Source organism: Streptomyces sp. CA-278952 (genome assembly GCF_028747205.1).
Classification (GTDB): Bacteria; Actinomycetota; Actinomycetes; order Streptomycetales; family Streptomycetaceae; genus Streptomyces.
Genome location: NZ_CP112880.1, coordinates 6482713 through 6501976, shown reverse-complemented (window position 1 = coordinate 6501976; position 19264 = coordinate 6482713). Strand labels below are relative to the sequence as shown.

19 protein-coding genes are annotated in these 19264 nt (G+C 70.0%); 9 read left to right on the top strand and 10 right to left on the bottom strand.

Going from position 1 to position 19264, the window contains the following annotated elements; genetic code table 11:
• Positions 1-148 precede the first annotated feature (148 nt).
• A complete protein-coding gene (locus N7925_RS28745) occupies positions 149-1138 on the top strand; it encodes a DUF7847 domain-containing protein (protein WP_274345603.1) in 990 nt (329 codons plus the stop codon).
• A gap of 113 nt (positions 1139-1251) precedes the next feature.
• Here the strand turns inward: N7925_RS28745 and N7925_RS28740 are convergent, their stop codons facing one another.
• The 8 genes from N7925_RS28740 to N7925_RS28705 form a co-directional block, all read right to left on the bottom strand.
• On the bottom strand, positions 1252-1590 hold the full coding sequence (locus tag N7925_RS28740) for a metal-sulfur cluster assembly factor (protein WP_003969897.1): 339 nt from the start codon (positions 1588-1590) through the stop codon (positions 1252-1254).
• Complete coding sequence (gene sufU, locus N7925_RS28735) at positions 1587-2042, bottom strand: Fe-S cluster assembly sulfur transfer protein SufU (RefSeq protein ID WP_274345602.1); 456 nt, start codon at positions 2040-2042, stop codon at positions 1587-1589. The genes N7925_RS28740 and sufU overlap by 4 nt, the downstream gene beginning before the upstream one ends.
• 10 nt (positions 2043-2052) lie before the next feature.
• Complete coding sequence (locus N7925_RS28730; RefSeq protein WP_265602308.1) at positions 2053-3321, bottom strand: cysteine desulfurase; 1269 nt, start codon at positions 3319-3321, stop codon at positions 2053-2055.
• Positions 3318-4109, bottom strand: coding sequence for a Fe-S cluster assembly ATPase SufC (gene sufC, locus N7925_RS28725; protein WP_265602307.1), 792 nt, complete (start codon positions 4107-4109; stop codon positions 3318-3320). Before sufC ends, N7925_RS28730 begins: the two co-directional genes overlap by 4 nt.
• Positions 4110-4116: 7 nt before the next feature.
• On the bottom strand, positions 4117-4434 hold the full coding sequence (locus tag N7925_RS28720) for a bifunctional 3-phenylpropionate/cinnamic acid dioxygenase ferredoxin subunit (protein ID WP_265602306.1): 318 nt from the start codon (positions 4432-4434) through the stop codon (positions 4117-4119).
• The gene (gene sufD / locus N7925_RS28715) at positions 4434-5615 is read right to left on the bottom strand and encodes a Fe-S cluster assembly protein SufD (protein ID WP_265602305.1); all 1182 of its coding nucleotides are present in this window, start codon (positions 5613-5615) and stop codon (positions 4434-4436) included. The genes N7925_RS28720 and sufD overlap by 1 nt, the downstream gene beginning before the upstream one ends.
• 101 nt (positions 5616-5716) lie before the next feature.
• Complete coding sequence (sufB, locus tag N7925_RS28710) at positions 5717-7138, bottom strand: Fe-S cluster assembly protein SufB (protein WP_265602304.1); 1422 nt, start codon at positions 7136-7138, stop codon at positions 5717-5719.
• Positions 7135-7878: a helix-turn-helix transcriptional regulator gene (locus tag N7925_RS28705; RefSeq protein ID WP_265602303.1), complete on the bottom strand. Its 744-nt coding sequence runs from the start codon at positions 7876-7878 to the stop codon at positions 7135-7137. Before N7925_RS28705 ends, sufB begins: the two co-directional genes overlap by 4 nt.
• A gap of 136 nt (positions 7879-8014) precedes the next feature.
• Here N7925_RS28705 and N7925_RS28700 point away from each other — a divergent pair, with 136 nt between their 5' ends.
• From N7925_RS28700 to N7925_RS28690, 3 genes are all read left to right on the top strand, one after another.
• The gene (locus N7925_RS28700) at positions 8015-8956 is read left to right on the top strand and encodes an ABC transporter ATP-binding protein (protein ID WP_265602302.1); all 942 of its coding nucleotides are present in this window, start codon (positions 8015-8017) and stop codon (positions 8954-8956) included.
• Positions 8953-9720, top strand: a complete 768-nt coding sequence (locus N7925_RS28695) for an ABC transporter permease (RefSeq protein ID WP_265602301.1) — start codon at positions 8953-8955, stop codon at positions 9718-9720. The genes N7925_RS28700 and N7925_RS28695 overlap by 4 nt, the downstream gene beginning before the upstream one ends.
• A gap of 88 nt (positions 9721-9808) precedes the next feature.
• Complete coding sequence (locus N7925_RS28690) at positions 9809-10792, top strand: COX15/CtaA family protein (protein ID WP_265602300.1); 984 nt, start codon at positions 9809-9811, stop codon at positions 10790-10792.
• A 150-nt stretch (positions 10793-10942) separates the two neighbouring features.
• Here the strand turns inward: N7925_RS28690 and N7925_RS28685 are convergent, their stop codons facing one another.
• Together N7925_RS28685 and N7925_RS28680 are read right to left on the bottom strand one after the other, a co-directional pair.
• Positions 10943-11320 carry a hypothetical protein gene (locus N7925_RS28685; RefSeq protein ID WP_274345601.1) on the bottom strand — a complete coding sequence of 126 codons (378 nt, stop codon included), beginning with the start codon at positions 11318-11320 and terminating at the stop codon, positions 10943-10945.
• A gap of 85 nt (positions 11321-11405) precedes the next feature.
• Positions 11406-12359 (bottom strand): heme o synthase, encoded by a 954-nt coding sequence (locus tag N7925_RS28680; protein WP_265602298.1) that lies wholly within the window; start codon positions 12357-12359, stop codon positions 11406-11408.
• 285 nt (positions 12360-12644) lie between these two features.
• Here N7925_RS28680 and tkt point away from each other — a divergent pair, with 285 nt between their 5' ends.
• The 5 genes from tkt to pgl are packed head-to-tail and all read left to right on the top strand — an operon-like array spanning position 12645 to position 19263.
• Positions 12645-14747, top strand: coding sequence for a transketolase (tkt, locus tag N7925_RS28675; protein ID WP_265602297.1), 2103 nt, complete (start codon positions 12645-12647; stop codon positions 14745-14747).
• A gap of 34 nt (positions 14748-14781) precedes the next feature.
• Positions 14782-15900, top strand: coding sequence for a transaldolase (gene tal / locus N7925_RS28670; protein ID WP_265602296.1), 1119 nt, complete (start codon positions 14782-14784; stop codon positions 15898-15900).
• A 5-nt stretch (positions 15901-15905) separates the two neighbouring features.
• Positions 15906-17438: a glucose-6-phosphate dehydrogenase gene (gene zwf, locus N7925_RS28665; RefSeq protein WP_265602295.1), complete on the top strand. Its 1533-nt coding sequence runs from the start codon at positions 15906-15908 to the stop codon at positions 17436-17438.
• Positions 17435-18484 carry a glucose-6-phosphate dehydrogenase assembly protein OpcA gene (opcA, locus tag N7925_RS28660; RefSeq protein WP_265602294.1) on the top strand — a complete coding sequence of 350 codons (1050 nt, stop codon included), beginning with the start codon at positions 17435-17437 and terminating at the stop codon, positions 18482-18484. Before zwf ends, opcA begins: the two co-directional genes overlap by 4 nt.
• Positions 18481-19263: a 6-phosphogluconolactonase gene (pgl, locus tag N7925_RS28655; protein WP_274345600.1), complete on the top strand. Its 783-nt coding sequence runs from the start codon at positions 18481-18483 to the stop codon at positions 19261-19263. Before opcA ends, pgl begins: the two co-directional genes overlap by 4 nt.
• The last annotated feature ends 1 nt before the right edge of the window (position 19264 follow it).

The window sequence follows — 19264 nt, the reverse complement described above, 5'->3', positions numbered from 1 at the left end:
GTGGGGCGGCGGCCCGTACGGGGGCGCACCTCACGGTGGGGGGCCCTTCCACGGGGGCGCGCAGGGACCGGGCGGGGGATGGAACAGCGGGTGGGCCGCACCGCCCAAGCCGGGGGTCATACCCCTGGCGCCGCTGAGGGTCTCGGACATGCTCAGCGGCGCCTTCTCGACGCTCGGGCGGTACTGGAAACCGCTGATCGGGATCGCCCTGACGCTGTTCGGCGCGGCGGCGCTCGTGATGATCGCCGCCCTGGTGGCCGCCGGCGCCGCCGTCGCGAGCCAGTGGGACGAGCTGACCGCCGGTTCCCCGGGATCCCCGGACGCTGCGCAACTGGTGCCGCTGGGCGTCGCGTTCGGCGTGCTGATGGTCATCGGCATGATCGTCTACCTGCTGGCGTCCGCCGTGGTGCAGGCAGCGGTCCCGGTGGTCCTCCAGGAGGCCGTCCTGGGCCGCCCGATCGGCTTCGGGGAGGTCTGGAGGCGGGCGTGGTCGAGGGTCTGGTCGATCCTCGGCACAGTGTTCCTGACCGGGCTGATCATGGCCGTCCCGATGGCGCTCATGGTCGGCGCCGTCGCCGGGCTGATGATCTACGCTGTCTCGCTGGGCGACGAGGACGGCGTCGTGCCGCTGATGGTGGTCGGCTTCCTCGGCTTCCTGCTCATCGCACCGGTAGCGATGTGGCTCTACGTCCGCTTCTCCCTGGCCCCGACGGTCGTGGTCTTCGAGCACCAGCGCCCGGTCGCCGCCCTGCGCCGCTCGGTCCGGCTGGTGCGCGGCAACTGGTGGCGGGTCTTCGGCGTCGGGCTGCTCGCCATCGGACTCGCGGGTGCGATCGGCTACATGATCCAGCTGCCGTTCCAGATGGTCGGCCTGCTCCCCGGCGTGTTCGACCCGGCGGACGTGGACGCGGACCCGACCGGCGGGCAGATCGTCGCGATGCTCGGCGGCGTGTTGCTGCTGTCGTTCATCAGCCAGATGATCGCCCAGCTGTTCACGGCGATCTTCCCCCCGCTGGTGGTCGGCCTGCTCTACGTCGACCTGCGGATGCGCACGGAGAACCTGGGCCCGGTCCTGGCCGAGGCGGCGGCAGCGACCCTGCCGGAGCAGTACGGCCCGCCGCCGCCCTCCCACGTCTGAGCACGTGGGGGCCCGGCCCGGCTCGGTCGGCCGGGGTCCGGCTCGGATGGAGACGGCCATGCCCGCCAGTCTGCCTGGCGGGCATGGCCGTTCATCGCTCTTCGGGGAGCGTGTCAGACGTTGAACCCCAGCGCGCGGAGCTGCTCGCGTCCGTCGTCGGTGATCTTGTCCGGGCCCCACGGCGGCATCCAGACCCAGTTGATCCGGAGCTCGTTGACGATGCCGTCCGTGGCGGACTTGGCCTGGTCCTCGATGACGTCGGTCAGCGGGCAGGCCGCGGACGTCAGGGTCATGTCGAGGGTGGCGATGTTGGCGTCGTCGACGTGGATGCCGTAGATCAGGCCCAGGTTGACGACGTCGATGCCCAGTTCGGGGTCGACGACGTCGTACAGCGCCTCGCGGACCTCCTCCTCGGAGGCCGGCTTCATGGTCGCGGTCTCGTTGTCGCTCATGCGGTCTTCCCTTCGGACAGCGCCTTGGCCGTCGCGTCCTTCCACGCCATCCAGCTCAGCAGCGCGCACTTGACCCGGGCGGGGTACTTGGAGACGCCGGCGAACGCGACGGCGTCCTCCAGCACCTCCTCCATCGCGTCGTCCGGCTCCAGCTGGCCCTTGGACTGCATCAGCTCCAGGAAGGTCTCCTGGATCTTCCGCGCCTGGGACAGCTCCTTGCCGACGAGCAGCTCGTTCAGCACGGAGGCGCTGGCCTGGCTGATGGAGCAGCCCTGGCCGTCGTAGCTCACGTCGGCGAGGGTCTCGCCGTCGTACTTCACCCGGAGCGTGATCTCGTCGCCGCAGGTCGGATTGGTGTGGTGCACCTCGACGTCGCCGTCCCGCAGGCCGCGCCCGTGGGGGTGCTTGTAGTGGTCCAGGATCACTTCCTGGTACATGGATTCAAGCTTCACCAGTCAACCCTCAGCCGAAGAAGTTCCGGACGTGCTCCAGACCGTCCACCAAGGCGTCGACCTCGGCGGGCGTGGAGTACAGATAGAACGACGCTCGCGTCGTCGCGGGAATTCCGTACCGCAGGCAGACCGGGCGGGCGCAGTGGTGGCCGACCCGGACGGCGATGCCCAGCTCGTCGAGGACCTGGCCCACGTCGTGCGGGTGGATGTCGCCGAGCGTGAACGAGATCGTGGCCCCGCGGTCCTCGGCCGTCGCCGGACCGATGATCCGCAGGTCCGGGACCTCAAGGAGGCGCTTCACCGCGTACTCGGTGATCGCCTTCTCGTGGTTGTGGATGTTCTCCATGCCGATCGCCGAGAGGTAGTCCACGGCCGCGCCGAGGCCGACGGCCTGGGCGATCGGGGGCGTACCGGCCTCGAACTTGTGCGGTGCCGGAGCATACGTCGAGGAGTGCATCGACACGGTCTCGATCATCTCGCCGCCGCCGAGGAAGGGCGGCAGGTCCTCCAGGAGCTCCTGCCGCCCCCACAGCACGCCGATGCCCGTCGGGCCGACCATCTTGTGGCCGGTGAAGGCCACGAAGTCGGCCTGGAGCGCCTGCACGTCGAGCACCATGTGCGGGGCCGCCTGCGAGGCGTCGATGCAGACCAGCGCGCCGACCTGCTGGGCGCGGCGGATGATCTGCTCGACCGGGTTGACGGTGCCCAGGATGTTGGAGACCAGCGTGAAGGAGACGATCTTCGTCTTCTCGGTGATGATCTCGTCGATGTTCGACAGGTCGAGCCGGCCGTCGTCGGTGATGCCGAACCACTTCAGCTTCGCGCCGGTGCGCTGCGAGAGCAGCTGCCACGGCACGATGTTGGAGTGGTGCTCCATCTCCGTGGTGACGATCTCCGTGTCACTGTCCACCCGATAGGGCTCGTCCGCCCAGCCGAGCATGTTCGCCACGAGGTTCAGCGACTCCGAGGCGTTCTTCGTGAAGATCACCTCGTTGCGGCTGGGTGCGTTGATGAAGGCGGCGACCTTGTCGCGGGCGCCCTCGTACAGCGCGGTGGCCTCCTCGGCGATCGTGTAGACGCCGCGGTGCACGTTCGCGTTGTGCCGCTCGTAGTACTCGTTGAGCGCGTCGAGGACCTGACGCGGCTTCTGCGAGGTCGCCGCGGAGTCCAGGTACACGATCTTCTTGCCGTCGTGGACCGTGCGGTCCAGGATCGGGAAGTCCTTGCGGATCGCCTCGGTGTCGAGGAGGCCGGTGAGCCCCTGTCGGGCGTCAGTCACGCGGCTGCACCTCCTGAGTTCCCTCCGTTCACGGGGCCACCCTTCGTGTAGGCCTCGTAGCCCTCGTTCTCCAGCTGGTCGGCCAGCTCGGCGCCGCCGGAGGCCGCGATCCGGCCGTTGGCGAAGACGTGCACGAAGTCGGGCTTGATGTACTTCAGGATGCGGGTGTAGTGCGTGATCAGCAGGGTGCCGACCTCGCCGGTCTCGCGGACCCGGTTGACACCCTCGGAGACGGTCTTGAGCGCGTCGACGTCCAGGCCGGAGTCGGTCTCGTCCAGGACGGCGATCTTCGGCTTGAGGAGCTCCAGCTGGAGGATCTCGTGGCGCTTCTTCTCACCGCCGGAGAAGCCCTCGTTGACGTTGCGCTCGGCGAAGGACGGGTCCATCTGGAGCCCGGCCATCGTCTCCTTGACCTCCTTGACCCACGTACGCAGCTTGGGGGCCTCGCCGCGGATGGCGGTGGCGGAGGTGCGCAGGAAGTTGGAGACCGAGACACCGGGGATCTCGACCGGGTACTGCATGGCGAGGAACAGGCCGGCGCGGGCCCGCTCGTCGACGGACATCTCCAGGACGTCTTCGCCGTCCAGGGTGACCGTGCCACTGGTGATCGTGTACTTGGGGTGACCCGCGAGCGAGTACGCGAGGGTGGACTTGCCGGACCCGTTGGGGCCCATGATGGCGTGGGTCTCGCCCTGCTTCACGGTCAGGTCGACGCCCTTGAGGATCTCCTTCGTGGCGTTGTCGGCCTCGACGGTGACGTGCAGGTCGCGGATTTCAAGCGTTGCCATGGGTGACTCAGGACTCCTGGGTGACGGAGACGAGCACATCGTCCCCTTCGATCTTTACGGGGTATACGGGGACGGGGCGCGTCGCGGGAAGGCCGGACGGCTTGCCGGTGCGGAGGTCGAACGACGATCCGTGCAGCCAGCACTCGATCGCGCAGTCCTCCACCTCGCCCTCCGAGAGGGAGACGTTCGCGTGCGAGCAGATGTCGTTGATCGCGAACACCTCGCCCTCGGTGCGGACGAGGGAGACGGGTGTGCCGTCGAGCTCCACCCGCTTGGGGGTGTCGTCCTCCAGCTCACTCAGCGCACAGGCCTTGACGAAGGACATCAGACGGACGCCTTCAGCTCGGTCTCGATCTTCTCGAGGAGACGCGCTTCGACGTCCGGCAGACCGATCTGCTGGACCAGCTCGGCGAAGAAGCCGCGCACGACGAGACGGCGGGCCTCCTCGGCCGGGATGCCGCGGGACTGGAGGTAGAAGAGCTGCTCGTCGTCGAAGCGGCCGGTCGCGGAGGCGTGGCCGGCGCCGACGATCTCGCCGGTCTCGATCTCCAGGTTGGGCACGGAGTCGACCCGGGCGCCGTCGGTGAGGACGAGGTTCCGGTTCATCTCGTAGGTGTCGGTGCCCTCGGCCGCGGCCTGAATGAGGACGTCACCGATCCAGACGGCGTGCGCGCCGTCGCCCTGGAGGGCGCCCTTGTACACCGCGTTGGACTTGCAGTGCGGGGTGTTGTGGTCGACCAGGAGGCGGTGCTCCTGGTGCTGGCCCTTGTCGGTGAAGTACAGGCCGAAGAGCTCCGCCTCGCCACCGGGGGCCGCGTAGGCCACCCGGGGGTGCAGGCGGACGACGTCGCCGCCGAAGGTGACGACGATCGACTTGAACGAGGCGTCCCGGCCGACCAGCGCGTTGTGCTGGCCGACGTGGACCGCCGTGTCGTCCCAGTCCTGGACGGAGACGACGGTCAGCTTCGCGCCGTCGCCCAGCACGTAGTCGACGTTGGCGGCGAGCACCGCGTCACCCGTGTGGTCGATGACGACGACGGCCTCGGCGAAGGCGCCCAGCTGGATGAGCTGGTGGCCGTAGGCGACGCCGCCCTCGCCGTGCACGGTGATCCGGACCGGCTCGGTGAGCACGGCTTCCTTGGCGACCGTGACGACCGAGGCCTGCTCGAAGGAGCTGTACGCCTGGGCGGCGACCCGGTCCACCGGGGTGCCGGCCTTGCCGAGCCGGGAGTCGTCGCGGCCGACGGTCTCGACCGTGACGCCCTCGGGGGCCTCGATGGCGACCTTCACGCCGCCGCCGCTCGCGACCGCGGTGCCGTCGTGCAGACCGCGCAGCCGCTCCAGCGGCGTGAAGCGCCACTCCTCCTCGCGGCCGTGCGGGACGGGGAAGTCCGCGACGTCGAAGGACGGGGGTGCGCTCATGCGGGTGGCGACGGTCGACTCGGCGGCCACCGCGATGGAGCCGGCGGTGGTGGAACCCACCGGAGTGTTCTGAGCCTCAGCCATGGCTGTCGTAGTGCTCGCTTTCTCAGTCAAGAAGGGGGGTGGTTCGGTGGGAGTGCGGGGACGGCCGCGGACGGCCGCCCCGGTGGTCCTCGGGCGAGGACCTAGCCGACCGAACCCTCCATCTGCAGCTCGATCAGCCGGTTGAGCTCCAGGGCGTACTCCATGGGCAGCTCCTTCGCGATCGGCTCGACGAAGCCGCGCACGATCATCGCCATGGCCTCGAACTCGGTGAGTCCGCGGCTCATGAGGTAGAAGAGCTGGTCCTCGGAGACCTTGGAGACGGTCGCCTCGTGGCCCATCGACACGTCGTCCTCGCGGACGTCGACGTAGGGGTAGGTGTCCGAGCGGGAGATCGTGTCGACGAGCAGAGCGTCGCAGAGCACGTTGGACTTCGAGCCCGGCGCGCCCTCGCCGATCTCGATCAGACCGCGGTAGGACGTACGGCCACCGCCTCGCGCCACCGACTTGGAGACGATGTTGGAGGAGGTGTTCGGGGCCATGTGGACCATCTTGGCGCCGGCGTCCTGGTGCTGGCCCTCGCCCGCGAAGGCGATGGACAGGGTCTCGCCCTTGGCGTGCTCGCCCATCAGGTAGACCGCCGGGTACTTCATGGTCACCTTGGAGCCGATGTTGCCGTCGACCCACTCCATGGTCGCGCCCTCGTAGGCCACGGCCCGCTTGGTGACCAGGTTGTAGACGTTGTTCGACCAGTTCTGGATCGTCGTGTAGCGGCAGCGGCCGCCCTTCTTCACGATGATCTCGACCACGGCGCTGTGCAGCGAGTCCGAGGAGTAGATCGGGGCGGTGCAGCCCTCGACGTAGTGGACGTAGGCGTCCTCGTCGACGATGATCAGCGTCCGCTCGAACTGGCCCATGTTCTCCGTGTTGATACGGAAGTAGGCCTGGAGCGGGATCTCGACGTGGACGCCCTTGGGCACGTAGATGAACGAGCCGCCGGACCACACGGCCGAGTTCAGCGAGGCGAACTTGTTGTCACCGACGGGGATGATGGTGCCGAAGTACTCCTTGAAGAGCTCCGGGTGCTCCTTCAGCGCGGTGTCGGTGTCCATGAAGATGACACCCTGCGCCTCCAGCTCCTCGTTGATCTGGTGGTAGACGACCTCGGACTCGTACTGCGCGGCGACGCCGGCGACGAGGCGCTGCTTCTCCGCCTCGGGGATGCCGAGCTTGTCGTACGTGTTCTTGATGTCCTCGGGCAGGTCCTCCCAGGAGGCCGCCTGCTTCTCCGTGGACCGCACGAAGTACTTGATGTTGTCGAAGTCGATGCCCGACAGGTCGGAGCCCCAGTTCGGCATGGGCTTCTTGCCGAAGAGCTTGAGGCCCTTGAGCCGCAGCTTCAGCATCCACTCGGGCTCGTTCTTCTTCTCCGAGATGTCGCGGACGACAGCCTCGGAGAGACCGCGCTTCGCCGTCGCGCCTGCCGCGTCGGAGTCGGCCCAGCCGAATTCGTACGTACCCAGACCCTCGAGCTCAGGGTGGGCAGTCTCCGTGGGGAGCGTCATGCGGGGTTCCTCCCGGCCGTGCTTGCAGATGCTGAATGAGTGGTCTGTGGGGGTGGAGCGTGGCCACTTCGCGGCACGTAGGTCGTGCACACGCCATCGCCGTGGGCGAGGGTGGCCAGACGCTGCACATGGGTCCCGAGGAGGCTGGAGAAGAATTCCGTCTCCGCCTCGCACAGCTGTGGGAACTGCTCGGCGACATGCGCCACCGGGCAGTGGTGCTGGCACAGCTGCTCGCCCTGCTGCGGGCCCGGCGCGCTTCGCGCCATAGCAGCGTACCCGTCGGCCGACAGGGCCTTGGCCAGGGCCTCGGTGCGCCCTTCGGGCGCCGCGGCCTCGACCACGGCCCGGTACGCCTCGCCCACCGCGGCCATCCGGGCGCGGGCGAAGGCGAGGACCGCCTCGTCGCCCCCGGACTCGGCGATGAAGCGCAGGGCGTCGGCGGCCAGCTTGTCGTAGGACTGGTCGAAGGCGTCCCGGCCGCAGTCCGTCAGGGCGAACACCTTGGCGGGCCTGCCGCGGGTCCGCGCCCCGTAGACCCGCTGTTCGCGGGCTTCGACGACATCGTCGGAGACGAGGGCGTCCAGGTGGCGGCGGACGGCGGCCTGGGTGAGGCCGACGCGCTTGGCGAGGTCCGCGGCGGTGGAGGGGCCGTGGTCCAGGATGGAGCGCGCGACCCGGTTGCGCGTCGAGCGCTCACCGGTCGCGAGTTCCTCCTGAGGAGCCCGTCCGTCGTATTTCACAACACCATTGTTGCGTAATTCATTCGACTCTGACAACCACGGTCCGGAACGATCAACGGTGCGGTTCGTCACTTAGGGTTACCTAATCTGGCCCCGGGAGCCGTCCTCCCCGGAGGGCTGCCTAGACTGGTGCGCCATGGAGAACGAGCCCGTCGTACAGGTCAAGGGCCTGGTGAAGCGGTACGGCACGAAGACCGCGGTGAACGGCCTCGATCTGGTGGTCGCGACCGGCGCGGTGACCGCCGTCCTCGGCCCGAACGGCGCCGGGAAGACCACCACGATCGAGACCTGCGAGGGCTACCGACGCCCCGACGCCGGCACCGTACGGGTCCTCGGCCTCGATCCGGTCGCCGACGCGGAACGGCTGCGTCCGCGGATCGGGGTGATGCTCCAGTCCGGCGGCGTCTACTCCGGTGCGCGCGCCGACGAGATGCTCCGCCACATGGCCAAGCTGCACGCCCACCCCCTCGACGTGGCCGCCCTGATCGAACGCCTCGGCCTCGGCGACTGCGGCCGCACCACCTACCGGCGGCTCTCCGGCGGCCAGCAGCAGCGCCTCTCGCTGGCCATGGCGGTCGTCGGCCGGCCCGAGCTGCTGTTCCTGGACGAGCCGACCGCCGGGCTCGACCCGGGGGCCCGCCGCTCCACCTGGGACCTGGTGCGCGAGCTGCGCGCCGACGGGGTGTCCGTGGTGCTGACGACCCACTTCATGGACGAGGCCGAGGCGCTCGCCGACGACGTCGCGATCATCGACGCGGGCGGGGTCGTCGCCCAGGGCAGCCCGGAGGCGCTCTGCCGGGGCGGCGCGGAGAACACCCTGCGCTTCACCGGACGCCCGGGCCTCGACCTCGGCTCGCTCGTCAAGGCGCTGCCCGACGGCTCCGGGGCCGCCGAGCCGCTGCCGGGGACGTACCGGATCACCGGGTCCATCGACCCGCAGCTGCTGGCCACGGTGACCTCCTGGTGCGCCCAGCACGGCGTGATGCCCGAGGGCATCTCCGTGGAGCGGCACACCCTGGAGGACGTCTTCCTCGAACTGACCGGCAAGAAGCTGACCGGCAAGGAGCTGCGCGCATGAGCGCCGGTACGTACACCCCGCGCCCCGGCGCGGCCCCGCTCCCCCGGATGATCGCCGCGCAGACCGCGCTGGAGACCCGGATGCTGCTGCGCAACGGCGAGCAGCTGCTGCTGACGGTGATCATCCCGACACTGCTGCTGGTGCTGTTCAGCGCGGTCGACATCGTGGACACCGGCTCGGGCGCGTCGGTCGACTTCCTGGCCCCGGGCATCCTGGCGCTCGCCGTGATGTCCACCGCCTTCACCGGCCAGGCCATCGCCACCGGCTTCGAACGCCGTTACGGCGTCCTCAAGCGGCTGGGGGCCTCCCCGCTGCCCCGCTGGGCGCTGATGACCGCGAAGACGCTGTCGGTGCTGGTCACCGAGGTGCTCCAGATCGTGCTGCTGACGGCGATCGCCTTCGCCCTGGGCTGGTCGCCGCAGGGCAACCCGCTCTCGGTACTGCTGCTCCTGGTGCTGGGAACGGCCGCGTTCTCCGGGCTCGGACTGCTGATGGCGGGGACGCTCAAGGCGGAGGCGACGCTCGCCGCCGCCAACCTGGTGTTCCTGCTGCTGCTGGTCGGCGGCGGGGTCATCGTGCCGCTGGAGAAGTTCCCGGACGCCGTGCAGTCGGTGCTGGGGCTGCTGCCCGTATCGGCGCTCTCCGAGGGCCTGCGGGACGTCCTCCAGCACGGTGCGTCGATGCCGTGGGCGCAGGCCGGGATCCTGGTGGTGTGGGCGGTGCTGGGGCTCGGCGCGGCGGCGAAGTTCTTCCGCTGGGAGTAGCCCGACCGGGGCATGCTCTGAGGACGTGTGCGGGCAACCGGGTACGAACCCACCCCCTCGTGAAAACATGCACAAGCCTCGTCCTACGATGGTCCGCGTGGAAACCCCCATCTCCCTCATCGCCAAGCGCTGGACGCCGTCCACCAAGGTGGTGAAGCGCGCCGCGCTCTCCGCCGTCATGATGAGCGTCTTCATCATCGTCACCGGCGGGGCCGTCCGGCTCACCGGTTCGGGCCTCGGCTGCGACACCTGGCCCAAGTGCACCGACGACAGTCTGTTCGCGACGCCCGAGCAGGGACTGCACGGCGCGATCGAGTTCGGCAACCGGATGCTGGCCTACGTCCTGTCGGCCGCGGTCGGCTGGGCGATCATCGCCATCAGTTCGGTCAAGCCGCGCCGCCGCAAGCTCGCCCGGCTGGCCTGGTTGCAGTTCTGGATCGTGCTGGGTAACGCCGTCCTCGGCGGGATCACGGTCTGGGCGGGCCTCAACCCCTGGACGGTGGCCGGGCACTTCCTGCTGGCCAACGTGCTTCTCGCGGTCGCCGTGATCACCTGGGTGCGGGTCGGCGAGGGCGACGGCCCCGCGCGCCCCCGGACTCCGCTGCCGGTGCGACGCCTGGCCTGGGCGATCGTGGCGACCACGGTGGTCCTGATCGTGCTGGGCACCTCGGTGACCGGGTCCGGCAAGCACGCCGGCGACAGCAGCGACGTACCGCGCATGCCGTGGGACTGGTCGGCCGCCGCCCATGTGCACGCCATCTCCGCCTGGGTCGTCTGCGCCTTGGCCATCGCGATGTGGCTGGCCCTGCGGGTGGTCGACGCGCCGGCCGACACCCGGGCCCGCGCCCGCGACCTGCTGGTCGTGCTGCTCGCCCAGGGCGCCATCGGGTACGTCCAGTACTTCAGCGACGTCCCCGAGATCCTGGTCGGCGTCCACATGTTCGGCTCGGCCATCCTGTGGATCGCCGTGATCCGGCTCGTGCTGAGCATGCGCGAGCGCGGCGACGACGCTCCGGCCCCGCTGCCCGGCCCGTCGACCGAGCAGCCGGAGTCGACACCGGCGGCGGTCTGACGGACAGGCATACGTGAGGGGCGGCGGGCCGGTGGCCTGCCGCCCCTCACGTATGTCGTGGCTCCTCACCCCAGCCCGTACACCGTGCGCCTCGAGCCCTAGCAGGGGCGGGCACCAGTGGCGCCGTCGCCTCCGCGGCCGGCTGTCGCCTCAGCGGTCGTTGGAGGGGCCGCCGACCTGGATTCCGGCCATCCGGGACCACTCGTACGGGCCGGTGCGGACCTTGAGCGCGAGCTCGCCGTCGAACTCCTCGTGCACCGTGATGCCGGACTTCCGCGCCGCGTTCTCGGCCACGGCGTAGGTCGGGGCCACGAGGTCGCCCCAGGCGCCGTCCTCGCCGACCAGGACGATGCGGGCGCCCGCCTGGCCGAGGTAGGCGACCTGCCCCTCCGCGCCGCCGTGCTCCTTCGCGAAGGCGCCGATCTCGCGGGCCAGCTTCGCCTCCCTGCGCTCGGCGCGCGCCGCCTTCCTGGCGTCCGTGCGTGAGGTCTGCCCGCTGTCGCTTGCGTCTGCTGCCGTCTCTGCCATGAACAGGATGCTACCGACGGGTAGATGAACTGGCGACGGGCGGGGCGCGTGGCCTGTGCCACGCGCCCCGCCCGTCGAAGACGACCTAGCGGAGGAAGGGGTCCACCGCGACCGCGAGGAAGAGCAGGGAGACGTAGGTGATGGACCAGTGGAAGAGCCGCATCTCCTTCAGCTTGGCCCCTGCCACCCCGGCCTTGGCCCGGTTCTGCAGGCCGTGGGCCTCCCAGAGCCAGGCGCCGCCGGACAGCAGCGCCACCGCGGTGTAGAACCAGCCGGTGTAGCCGAGCGGGGTGAGCAGCAGCGAGACCGCGACCATCACCCAGCTGTAGAGGACGATCTGCCGGGCGACCACCCGGTTGGAGGCGACCACCGGGAGCATCGGGACGCCGACCCGGGCGTAGTCGTCCTTGACCTTCATCGACAGCGGCCAGTAGTGCGGCGGCGTCCAGAAGAAGATGACGGCGAAGAGGATGACGGCGGCCCAGGAGAGCTCGTTCGTCACGGCCGACCAGCCGATGAGGACCGGCATGCAGCCCGCGATGCCGCCCCAGACGATGTTCTGGGAGGTGCGGCGCTTCAGCAGCATCGTGTAGACGACGACGTAGAAGAGCAGCGCGCCGAGCGCGAGAGCGGCCGAGAGCCAGTTGACGAGCAGACCGAACCAGACCGTGGAGACCACCGCGAGGGCGATGCCGAAGGCCAGGCATTCGCGGGGGCTGACCATGCCGGTGACCAGCGGGCGCTGGGACGTACGGTCCATCAGCGCGTCGATGTCCCGGTCGATGTACATGTTCAGCGCGTTGGCGCCACCGGCGGAGAGATATCCCCCGATGGTGGTAGTGAGAACGAGCCACAGGTCGGGTACACCCTGGGCAGCGAGGAACATCACCGGAACGGTGGTGATGAGCAACAGCTCGATGATCCGTGGCTTGGTAAGAGCCACGAAAGCCTTGACGCGGGCCCCGAACGGGCGATGGCCCCCCGGGCTGGGAGTCAAGGCGACCCCTGCGGGTCGGGACTCGACGGCCGTCACGCACACCCCTGACAGAGAAATCCCAGCAAGCTCCGGGCGAGAGGGCCCGGTGAAGACTTGCGCGAACCCGTTCACTCTAGACGTTGCGGATACGCCGTCCTTCGCGGGGGTGGGGTCGTGTTGGGGGTGACTGTTCCCCGGATGTGCATTCCGCCGGGAGGCGAACTCCACGGGTCGCCCACACCCTGGAAAGTACCCGGAAAGTGTGCCTGTCAACGGGGGTAGGCTCGACAGCGCCCGGTGCGGTAACAGTCACCGGTTTACGACAGTGGAGAGGAGCCCTGACTCAGGGTGAGCATCAAGCCGACCACCACAGACCTCCAGTGGACCGATTTGGACCAGCGGGCCGTGGACACCGCCCGCGTCCTCGCCGCGGACGCCGTACAGAAAGTCGGAAACGGCCACCCGGGCACGGCGATGAGCCTGGCTCCCGCCGCGTACACCCTCTTCCAGAAGGTGATGCGGCACGACCCCGCGGACGCCGAGTGGACCGGTCGCGACCGGTTCGTCCTCTCCGCCGGCCACTCGAGCCTGACGCTCTACATCCAGCTCTACCTGGCCGGCTACGGCCTGGAGCTGGACGACCTCAAGGCCTTCCGCACCTGGGGCTCCAAGACCCCCGGCCACCCGGAGTACGGCCACACCACCGGTGTCGAGACGACGACCGGGCCGCTGGGCCAGGGTGTCGCCAACGCGGTGGGCATGGCGATGGCCGCCCGCTACGAGCGCGGCCTCTTCGACCCCGAGGCGGCCCCCGGCGCCTCCCCGTTCGACCACATGGTCTGGGTCGTCGCGGGTGACGGCTGCCTCCAGGAGGGCATCTCGGCCGAGGCGTCCTCGCTGGCCGGGCACCAGAAGCTGGGCAACCTGGTCCTGCTCTGGGACGACAACCACATCTCCATCGAGGGCGACACGGAGACCGCGGTCTCCGAGGACACCATCAAGCGCTACGAGGCGTACGGCTGGCATGTCCAGCGTGTCGACCAGCTCCCCAGCGGCGACCTGGACCCGGCGGGTCTGTACGCGGCGCTGCAGGCGGCCAAGGCCGAGACCGAGCGTCCCTCGTTCATCGCGGCCCGCTCGATCATCGCCTGGCCCGCCCCGAACGCCCAGAACACCGAGGCCGCGCACGGCTCGGCCCTCGGCGACGACGAGATCGCGGCGACCAAGCGGGTCCTCGGCTTCGACCCGGAGCAGACCTTCGAGGTCGCAGGCGAGGTCATCGGCCACACCCGCGAGGCCCTGGACCGCGGCCGCGAGGCCCGCGCGGAGTGGGACAAGGCCTTCGCCGCGTGGCGCACGGCCAACCCGGAGCGCGCCGCCTCCTTCGACCGGATCGCCGCGGGCGAGCTCCCGGCGGGCTGGGAGGAGAAGCTCCCGGTCTTCGAGCCCGGCAAGTCCCTGGCCACCCGCGCCGCCTCCGGCAAGGTGCTCCAGGCGCTCGGCGAGATCGTGCCCGAGCTGTGGGGCGGCTCCGCCGACCTCGCGGGCTCCAACAACACCACGATCGACAAGACGTCGTCGTTCCTCCCGGCGGGCAACCCGCTGCCGGAGGCCGACCCGTACGGCCGCACGATCCACTTCGGCATCCGCGAGCACGCCATGGCCGCCGCCATGAACGGCATCGCGCTGCACGGCAACACCCGGATCTACGGCGGCACCTTCCTGGTCTTCTCCGACTACATGCGCAACGCGGTGCGGCTGTCCGCGTTGATGCACCTGCCGGTGACGTACGTGTGGACGCACGACTCGATCGGCCTCGGCGAGGACGGTCCCACCCACCAGCCGGTCGAGCACCTGGCCGCGCTGCGCGCCATCCCGGGCCTGAACATCGTGCGCCCGGCGGACGCGAACGAGACCGCCATCGCCTGGCGCGAGATCCTGCGCCGCTACACCAAGGTGTTCGGCGAGGGCGCCCCGCACGGTCTGGCGCTGACCCGGCAGGGCGTGCCGACGTACGAGGCGAACGAGAACGCGGCCAAGGGCGGTTACGTCCTGTTCGAGGCCGAAGGCCCCTCCGGGCAGAACGCGGAGCCGCAGGTGCTGCTCATCGCGACCGGTTCCGAGGTCCACGTCGCCGTCGAGGCGCGCGAGCAGCTCCAGGCGGCCGGGGTGCCGACCCGGGTCGTCTCGATGCCGTCGGTCGAGTGGTTCGAGGAGCAGGATCAGGGTTACAAGGACAGCGTGCTGCCGCCGTCGGTGAAGGCGCGGGTCGCCGTCGAGGCGGGCATCGGCCTGACCTGGTACCGGTACGTGGGCGACGCGGGCCGCATCGTCTCGCTGGAGCACTTCGGGGCCTCGGCCGACGCGAAGGTGCTGTTCCAGGAGTTCGGCTTCACCGCCGACAACGTGGCTTCCGCCGCGCGGGAATCTCTCGAAGCCGCAGCACGCTGACGCCGGTAGATACGACTAGTAGGAGATGCAACTCATGACAGACGCACTCAAGCGCCTCTCCGACGAGGGCGTGGCGATCTGGCTCGACGACCTGTCGCGCAAGCGGATCACCTCCGGCAACCTGGCCGAGCTGATCGACCAGAGCCATGTCGTCGGCGTCACCACCAACCCGTCGATCTTCCAGAAGGCGATCTCCTCGGGCGACGGTTACGAGCAGCAGCTCACCGACCTCGCCGCCCGCAAGGTCACCGTCGAGGAAGCCCTCCGCATGATCACGACGGCGGACGTCCGCGACGCCGCCGACATCCTGCGCCCGGTCTTCGACGCCACCGGCGGCCAGGACGGCCGGGTCTCCATCGAGGTCGACCCGCGCCTGGCGCACCACACGACGGCCACCGTCGCCGAGGCCAAGCAGCTGGCGTGGCTGGTCGACCGGCCGAACACGCTCATCAAGATCCCGGCGACCAAGGCCGGCCTGCCGGCGATCACCGAGACGATCGGCCGGGGCATCAGCGTCAACGTGACGCTGATCTTCTCGCTGGAGCGCTACCGCGCGGTCATGGACGCCTACCTGGCGGGCCTGGAGAAGGCGAAGGCCGCGGGCCTGGACCTCTCCAAGATCCACTCGGTGGCCTCGTTCTTCGTGTCCCGGGTGGACACCGAGATCGACAAGCGGCTGGACGCCATCGGCTCGGACGAGGCGAAGGCGGCCAAGGGCAAGTCCGCCCTGGCCAACGCCCGCCTGGCCTACGAGGCGTACGAGGAGGTCTTCTCCTCCGACCGCTGGGCCCCCCTGGACAAGGCGCAGGCCAACAAGCAGCGTCCGCTGTGGGCCTCAACCGGCGTCAAGGACCCGTCGCTCAAGGACACGCTGTACGTCGACGACCTGGTGGCGCCGAACACGGTGAACACCATGCCGGAGGCGACGCTGGAGGCGGTGGCCGACCACGGCGAGATCACCGGCAACACCGTCGCCGGCGGTTACGACCGGGCGCGCGCCGACCTGGAGGCGATCAAGAAGCTCGGCGTCTCGTACGACGAGGTCGTACAGGTGCTGGAGGACGAGGGCGTCGACAAGTTCGAGGCGTCCTGGAACGACCTGCTCAAGTCGACCGAGGCGGAGCTTTCGCGCCTCGCCCCCTCGGAGGGCTGACCACTTTGTCTGCTGTTCCCGGAGCCAACCCGCTCCGTGACGCACAGGACCGACGGCTTCCGCGTATCGCGGGGCCGTCGGGCCTGGTCATCTTTGGCGTCACGGGCGATTTGTCCCGTAAAAAGCTGATGCCCGCCGTCTACGACCTGGCCAATCGCGGCCTGTTGCCGCCGGGCTTCTCGCTCATCGGCTTCGCGCGCCGCGACTGGGAGGACGAGGACTTCGCCCAAGTCGTCCACGACGCCGTCAAGGAGCACGCCCGTACGCCGTTCCGCGAGGAGGTCTGGCAGCAGCTCATCCAGGGGATGCGCTTCGTCCAGGGCAACTTCGACGACGACGAGGCGTTCGAGACGCTGAAGTCGACCATCCAGGAGCTCGACAAGGCCCAGGGGACGGGCGGCAACTTCGCCTTCTACCTCTCCGTGCCGCCGAAGTTCTTCCCCAAGGTCGTCCAGCAGCTGAAGAAGCACGGCCTGGCCGACCAGAGCGAGGGCTCCTGGCGGCGCGCCGTCATCGAGAAGCCGTTCGGCCACGACCTGGCCAGCGCGCAGGAGCTCAACCAGCTCGTGCACGACGTCTTCCCGCCCAACGAGGTCTTCCGGATCGACCACTACCTGGGGAAGGAGACGGTCCAGAACATCCTGGCGCTGCGGTTCGCCAACACGATGTGGGAGCCGATCTGGAACCGGTCCTACGTCGACCACGTACAGATCACGATGGCCGAGGACATCGGCATCGGCGGCCGGGCCGGCTACTACGACGGCATCGGCGCCGCCCGTGACGTCATCCAGAACCACCTCCTCCAGCTGCTGGCGCTGACCGCGATGGAGGAGCCCGGCTCCTTCCACCCGAAGGCCCTGGTCGCCGAGAAGCTCAAGGTGCTCACCGCCGTCGAGCTGCCCGAGGACCTCGGCAAGCACACCGTGCGCGCCCAGTACGAGCACGCGTGGCAGGGCGGCCAGGAGGTCCTCGGCTACTGCGAGGAGGAGGGCATCGACCCCAAGTCGACGACCGACACCTACGCGGCGATCAAGCTGACGATCAACAACCGCCGCTGGGCGGGCGTGCCGTTCTACCTCCGCACCGGAAAGCGGCTCGGCCGCCGGGTCACGGAGATCGCGGTCGTCTTCAAGCGCGCGCCCTACCTGCCCTTCGAGTCCGGCGCCACGGAGGAGCTGGGCGGCAACGCCCTGGTCATCCGGGTCCAGCCGGACGAGGGCGTCACCGTGCGCTTCGGCTCCAAGGTGCCCGGCACCTCCATGGAGGTCCGGGACGTCACGATGGACTTCGCGTACGGCGAGTCGTTCACGGAGTCCAGCCCGGAGGCGTACGAGCGGCTCCTCCTGGACGTCCTGCTCGGCGACGCCAACCTCTTCCCGCGCCACCAGGAGGTCGAACTCTCCTGGAACATCCTCGACCCGATCGAGGAGTACTGGGACACGCACGGCAAGCCCGCGAAGTACGCGGCCGGCACCTGGGGCCCGACCGAGGCCGACGAGATGCTCGCACGCGACGGACGGAGCTGGAGGCGGCCATGAAGATCGATCTCACGGAGACCACGTCCAGCAAGATCAACCAGGCGCTGGTGTCGGCCCGCCGGGCCCTCGGCACCCCCGCCATCGGCATGGTGCTCACGCTGGTCATCGTCACCGACGAGGAGAACGCGTACGACGCGCTCAAGTCGGCCGGCGACGCCTCCCGCGAGCACCCCTCGCGGATCATCGCGGTGATCAAGCGGGTCAGCCGCTCACCGCGCGCCCGCCGGGACGCCCGGCTCGACGCCGAGGTCCGGGTCGGTTCCGACGCGGGCACCGGCGAGACCGTCGTCCTGCGCCTGCACGGCGAACTGGCCAACCACGCCCAGTCGGTGGTCCTTCCGCTGCTGCTGCCGGACGCCCCGGTCGTGGTGTGGTGGCCCGAGGGCGCGCCCTCCGACCCGGCGAAGGACCCGTTGGGGGCCCTCGCCCAGCGCCGGATCACCGACACCTACTCGGCCGAGCGCCCCATCGAGGCACTGGCGGTACGGGCGGCGACGTACAGCCCGGGCGACACCGACCTGGCGTGGACCCGGATCACCCCCTGGCGCTCCATGCTGGCCGCGTCGCTGGACCAGCAGCCCGCCGAGGTGATCGGCGCGACCGTCGAGGGCGAGAGCGACAACCCGAGCTGCGAGCTGCTCGCCATGTGGCTGGCGGACCGGCTCGGCGTCCCGGTGGAGCGCATGGTCTCCGAGGGCCCCGGCCTCACGGCGGTCCGGATGGAGACGAAGAACGGCGTCATCGTCCTCGACCGCGCCGACGGCACGCTGGCCACGCTCTCCATGCACAACCAGCCGGACCGCGGTGTGGCGCTCAAGCGACGCGACACCGCCGAGCTGCTGGCGGAGGAGTTGCGGCGGCTCGACCCGGACAACACCTACGCGTCCGCGGTGAAGTTCGGCGTCGACCGGCTGCACGCGGGCGGCGAGGCCAAGGCCGCGCCGGTCGGGAGCGTCGAGGGGAAGACGGACAAGGCCGCCACGGCCCCCGAGGCCAAGGCTCCCGCCGCGAAGAAGGCCCCGGCCAAGAAGGCGGCGTCGAAGTGACGCCTCCCCAACTGGTCGTCCACCGCGACAAGGAGCTGATGGCGCAGGCCGCCGCGGCCCGGCTGATCACGAAGATCGTGGACGCCCAGGCCTCCCGGGGCCACGCCTCGGTGGTGCTGACCGGCGGGCGCAACGGCAACGGCCTGCTGGCCGCGCTCGCCGCCGCGCCCGCCCGGGACGCGATCGACTGGGCGCGCCTGGACCTGTGGTGGGGCGACGAGCGGTTCCTGCCCGAGGGCGACCCGGAGCGCAATGTCACCCAGGCCCGCGAGGCGCTGCTCGACTCGGTGGCGCTGGACCCTGCCCGGGTGCACGCGATGCCCGCGTCCGACGGCCCGTACGGCGACGACGCGGACGCGGCGGCAGCCGGGTACGCCGCCGAACTGGCCGCCGCGGCGGGCCCCGAGGACCATGGCGCGGTGCCCGCGTTCGACGTGCTGATGCTGGGCGTCGGCCCGGACACGCATGTGGCCTCGCTCTTCCCGGAGCTGCCCGCGGTACGGGAGACCGAGCGCACCGTCGTCGGTGTGCACGGGGCTCCCAAGCCGCCGCCGGTCCGCGTCTCGCTCACGCTGCCGGCGATCCGCGCGGCGCGCGAGGTGTGGCTGCTGGCGGCGGGCGAGGACAAGGCCGAGGCGGCGGCCATCGCGCTGTCCGGTGCCGGGGAGATCCAGGCCCCGGCGGCGGGCGCGTACGGGCGCAGCCGGACGCTGTGGCTGCTGGACGCCGCGGCGGCCTCGCAACTGCCGCGCGCACTGTATCCGCAGGCCTCCGCCTGAG

What these genes read in the sequence shown, in the direction of transcription:
- N7925_RS28745 (WP_274345603.1), top strand. Translation starts at nt 149, where the DNA reads ATGCTCAGCGGCGCCTTCTCGACGCTCGGGCGGTACTGGAAACCGCTG.
- N7925_RS28740 (WP_003969897.1), bottom strand. Translation starts at nt 1,590, where the DNA reads ATGAGCGACAACGAGACCGCGACCATGAAGCCGGCCTCCGAGGAGGAG.
- sufC (WP_265602307.1), bottom strand. Translation starts at nt 4,109, where the DNA reads ATGGCAACGCTTGAAATCCGCGACCTGCACGTCACCGTCGAGGCCGAC.
- N7925_RS28720 (WP_265602306.1), bottom strand. Translation starts at nt 4,434, where the DNA reads ATGTCCTTCGTCAAGGCCTGTGCGCTGAGTGAGCTGGAGGACGACACC.
- sufD (WP_265602305.1), bottom strand. Translation starts at nt 5,615, where the DNA reads ATGGCTGAGGCTCAGAACACTCCGGTGGGTTCCACCACCGCCGGCTCC.
- sufB (WP_265602304.1), bottom strand. Translation starts at nt 7,138, where the DNA reads ATGACGCTCCCCACGGAGACTGCCCACCCTGAGCTCGAGGGTCTGGGT.
- N7925_RS28700 (WP_265602302.1), top strand. Translation starts at nt 8,015, where the DNA reads ATGGAGAACGAGCCCGTCGTACAGGTCAAGGGCCTGGTGAAGCGGTAC.
- N7925_RS28695 (WP_265602301.1), top strand. Translation starts at nt 8,953, where the DNA reads ATGAGCGCCGGTACGTACACCCCGCGCCCCGGCGCGGCCCCGCTCCCC.
- N7925_RS28690 (WP_265602300.1), top strand. Translation starts at nt 9,809, where the DNA reads ATGGTCCGCGTGGAAACCCCCATCTCCCTCATCGCCAAGCGCTGGACG.
- N7925_RS28685 (WP_274345601.1), bottom strand. Translation starts at nt 11,320, where the DNA reads ATGGCAGAGACGGCAGCAGACGCAAGCGACAGCGGGCAGACCTCACGC.
- tal (WP_265602296.1), top strand. Translation starts at nt 14,782, where the DNA reads ATGACAGACGCACTCAAGCGCCTCTCCGACGAGGGCGTGGCGATCTGG.
- opcA (WP_265602294.1), top strand. Translation starts at nt 17,435, where the DNA reads ATGAAGATCGATCTCACGGAGACCACGTCCAGCAAGATCAACCAGGCG.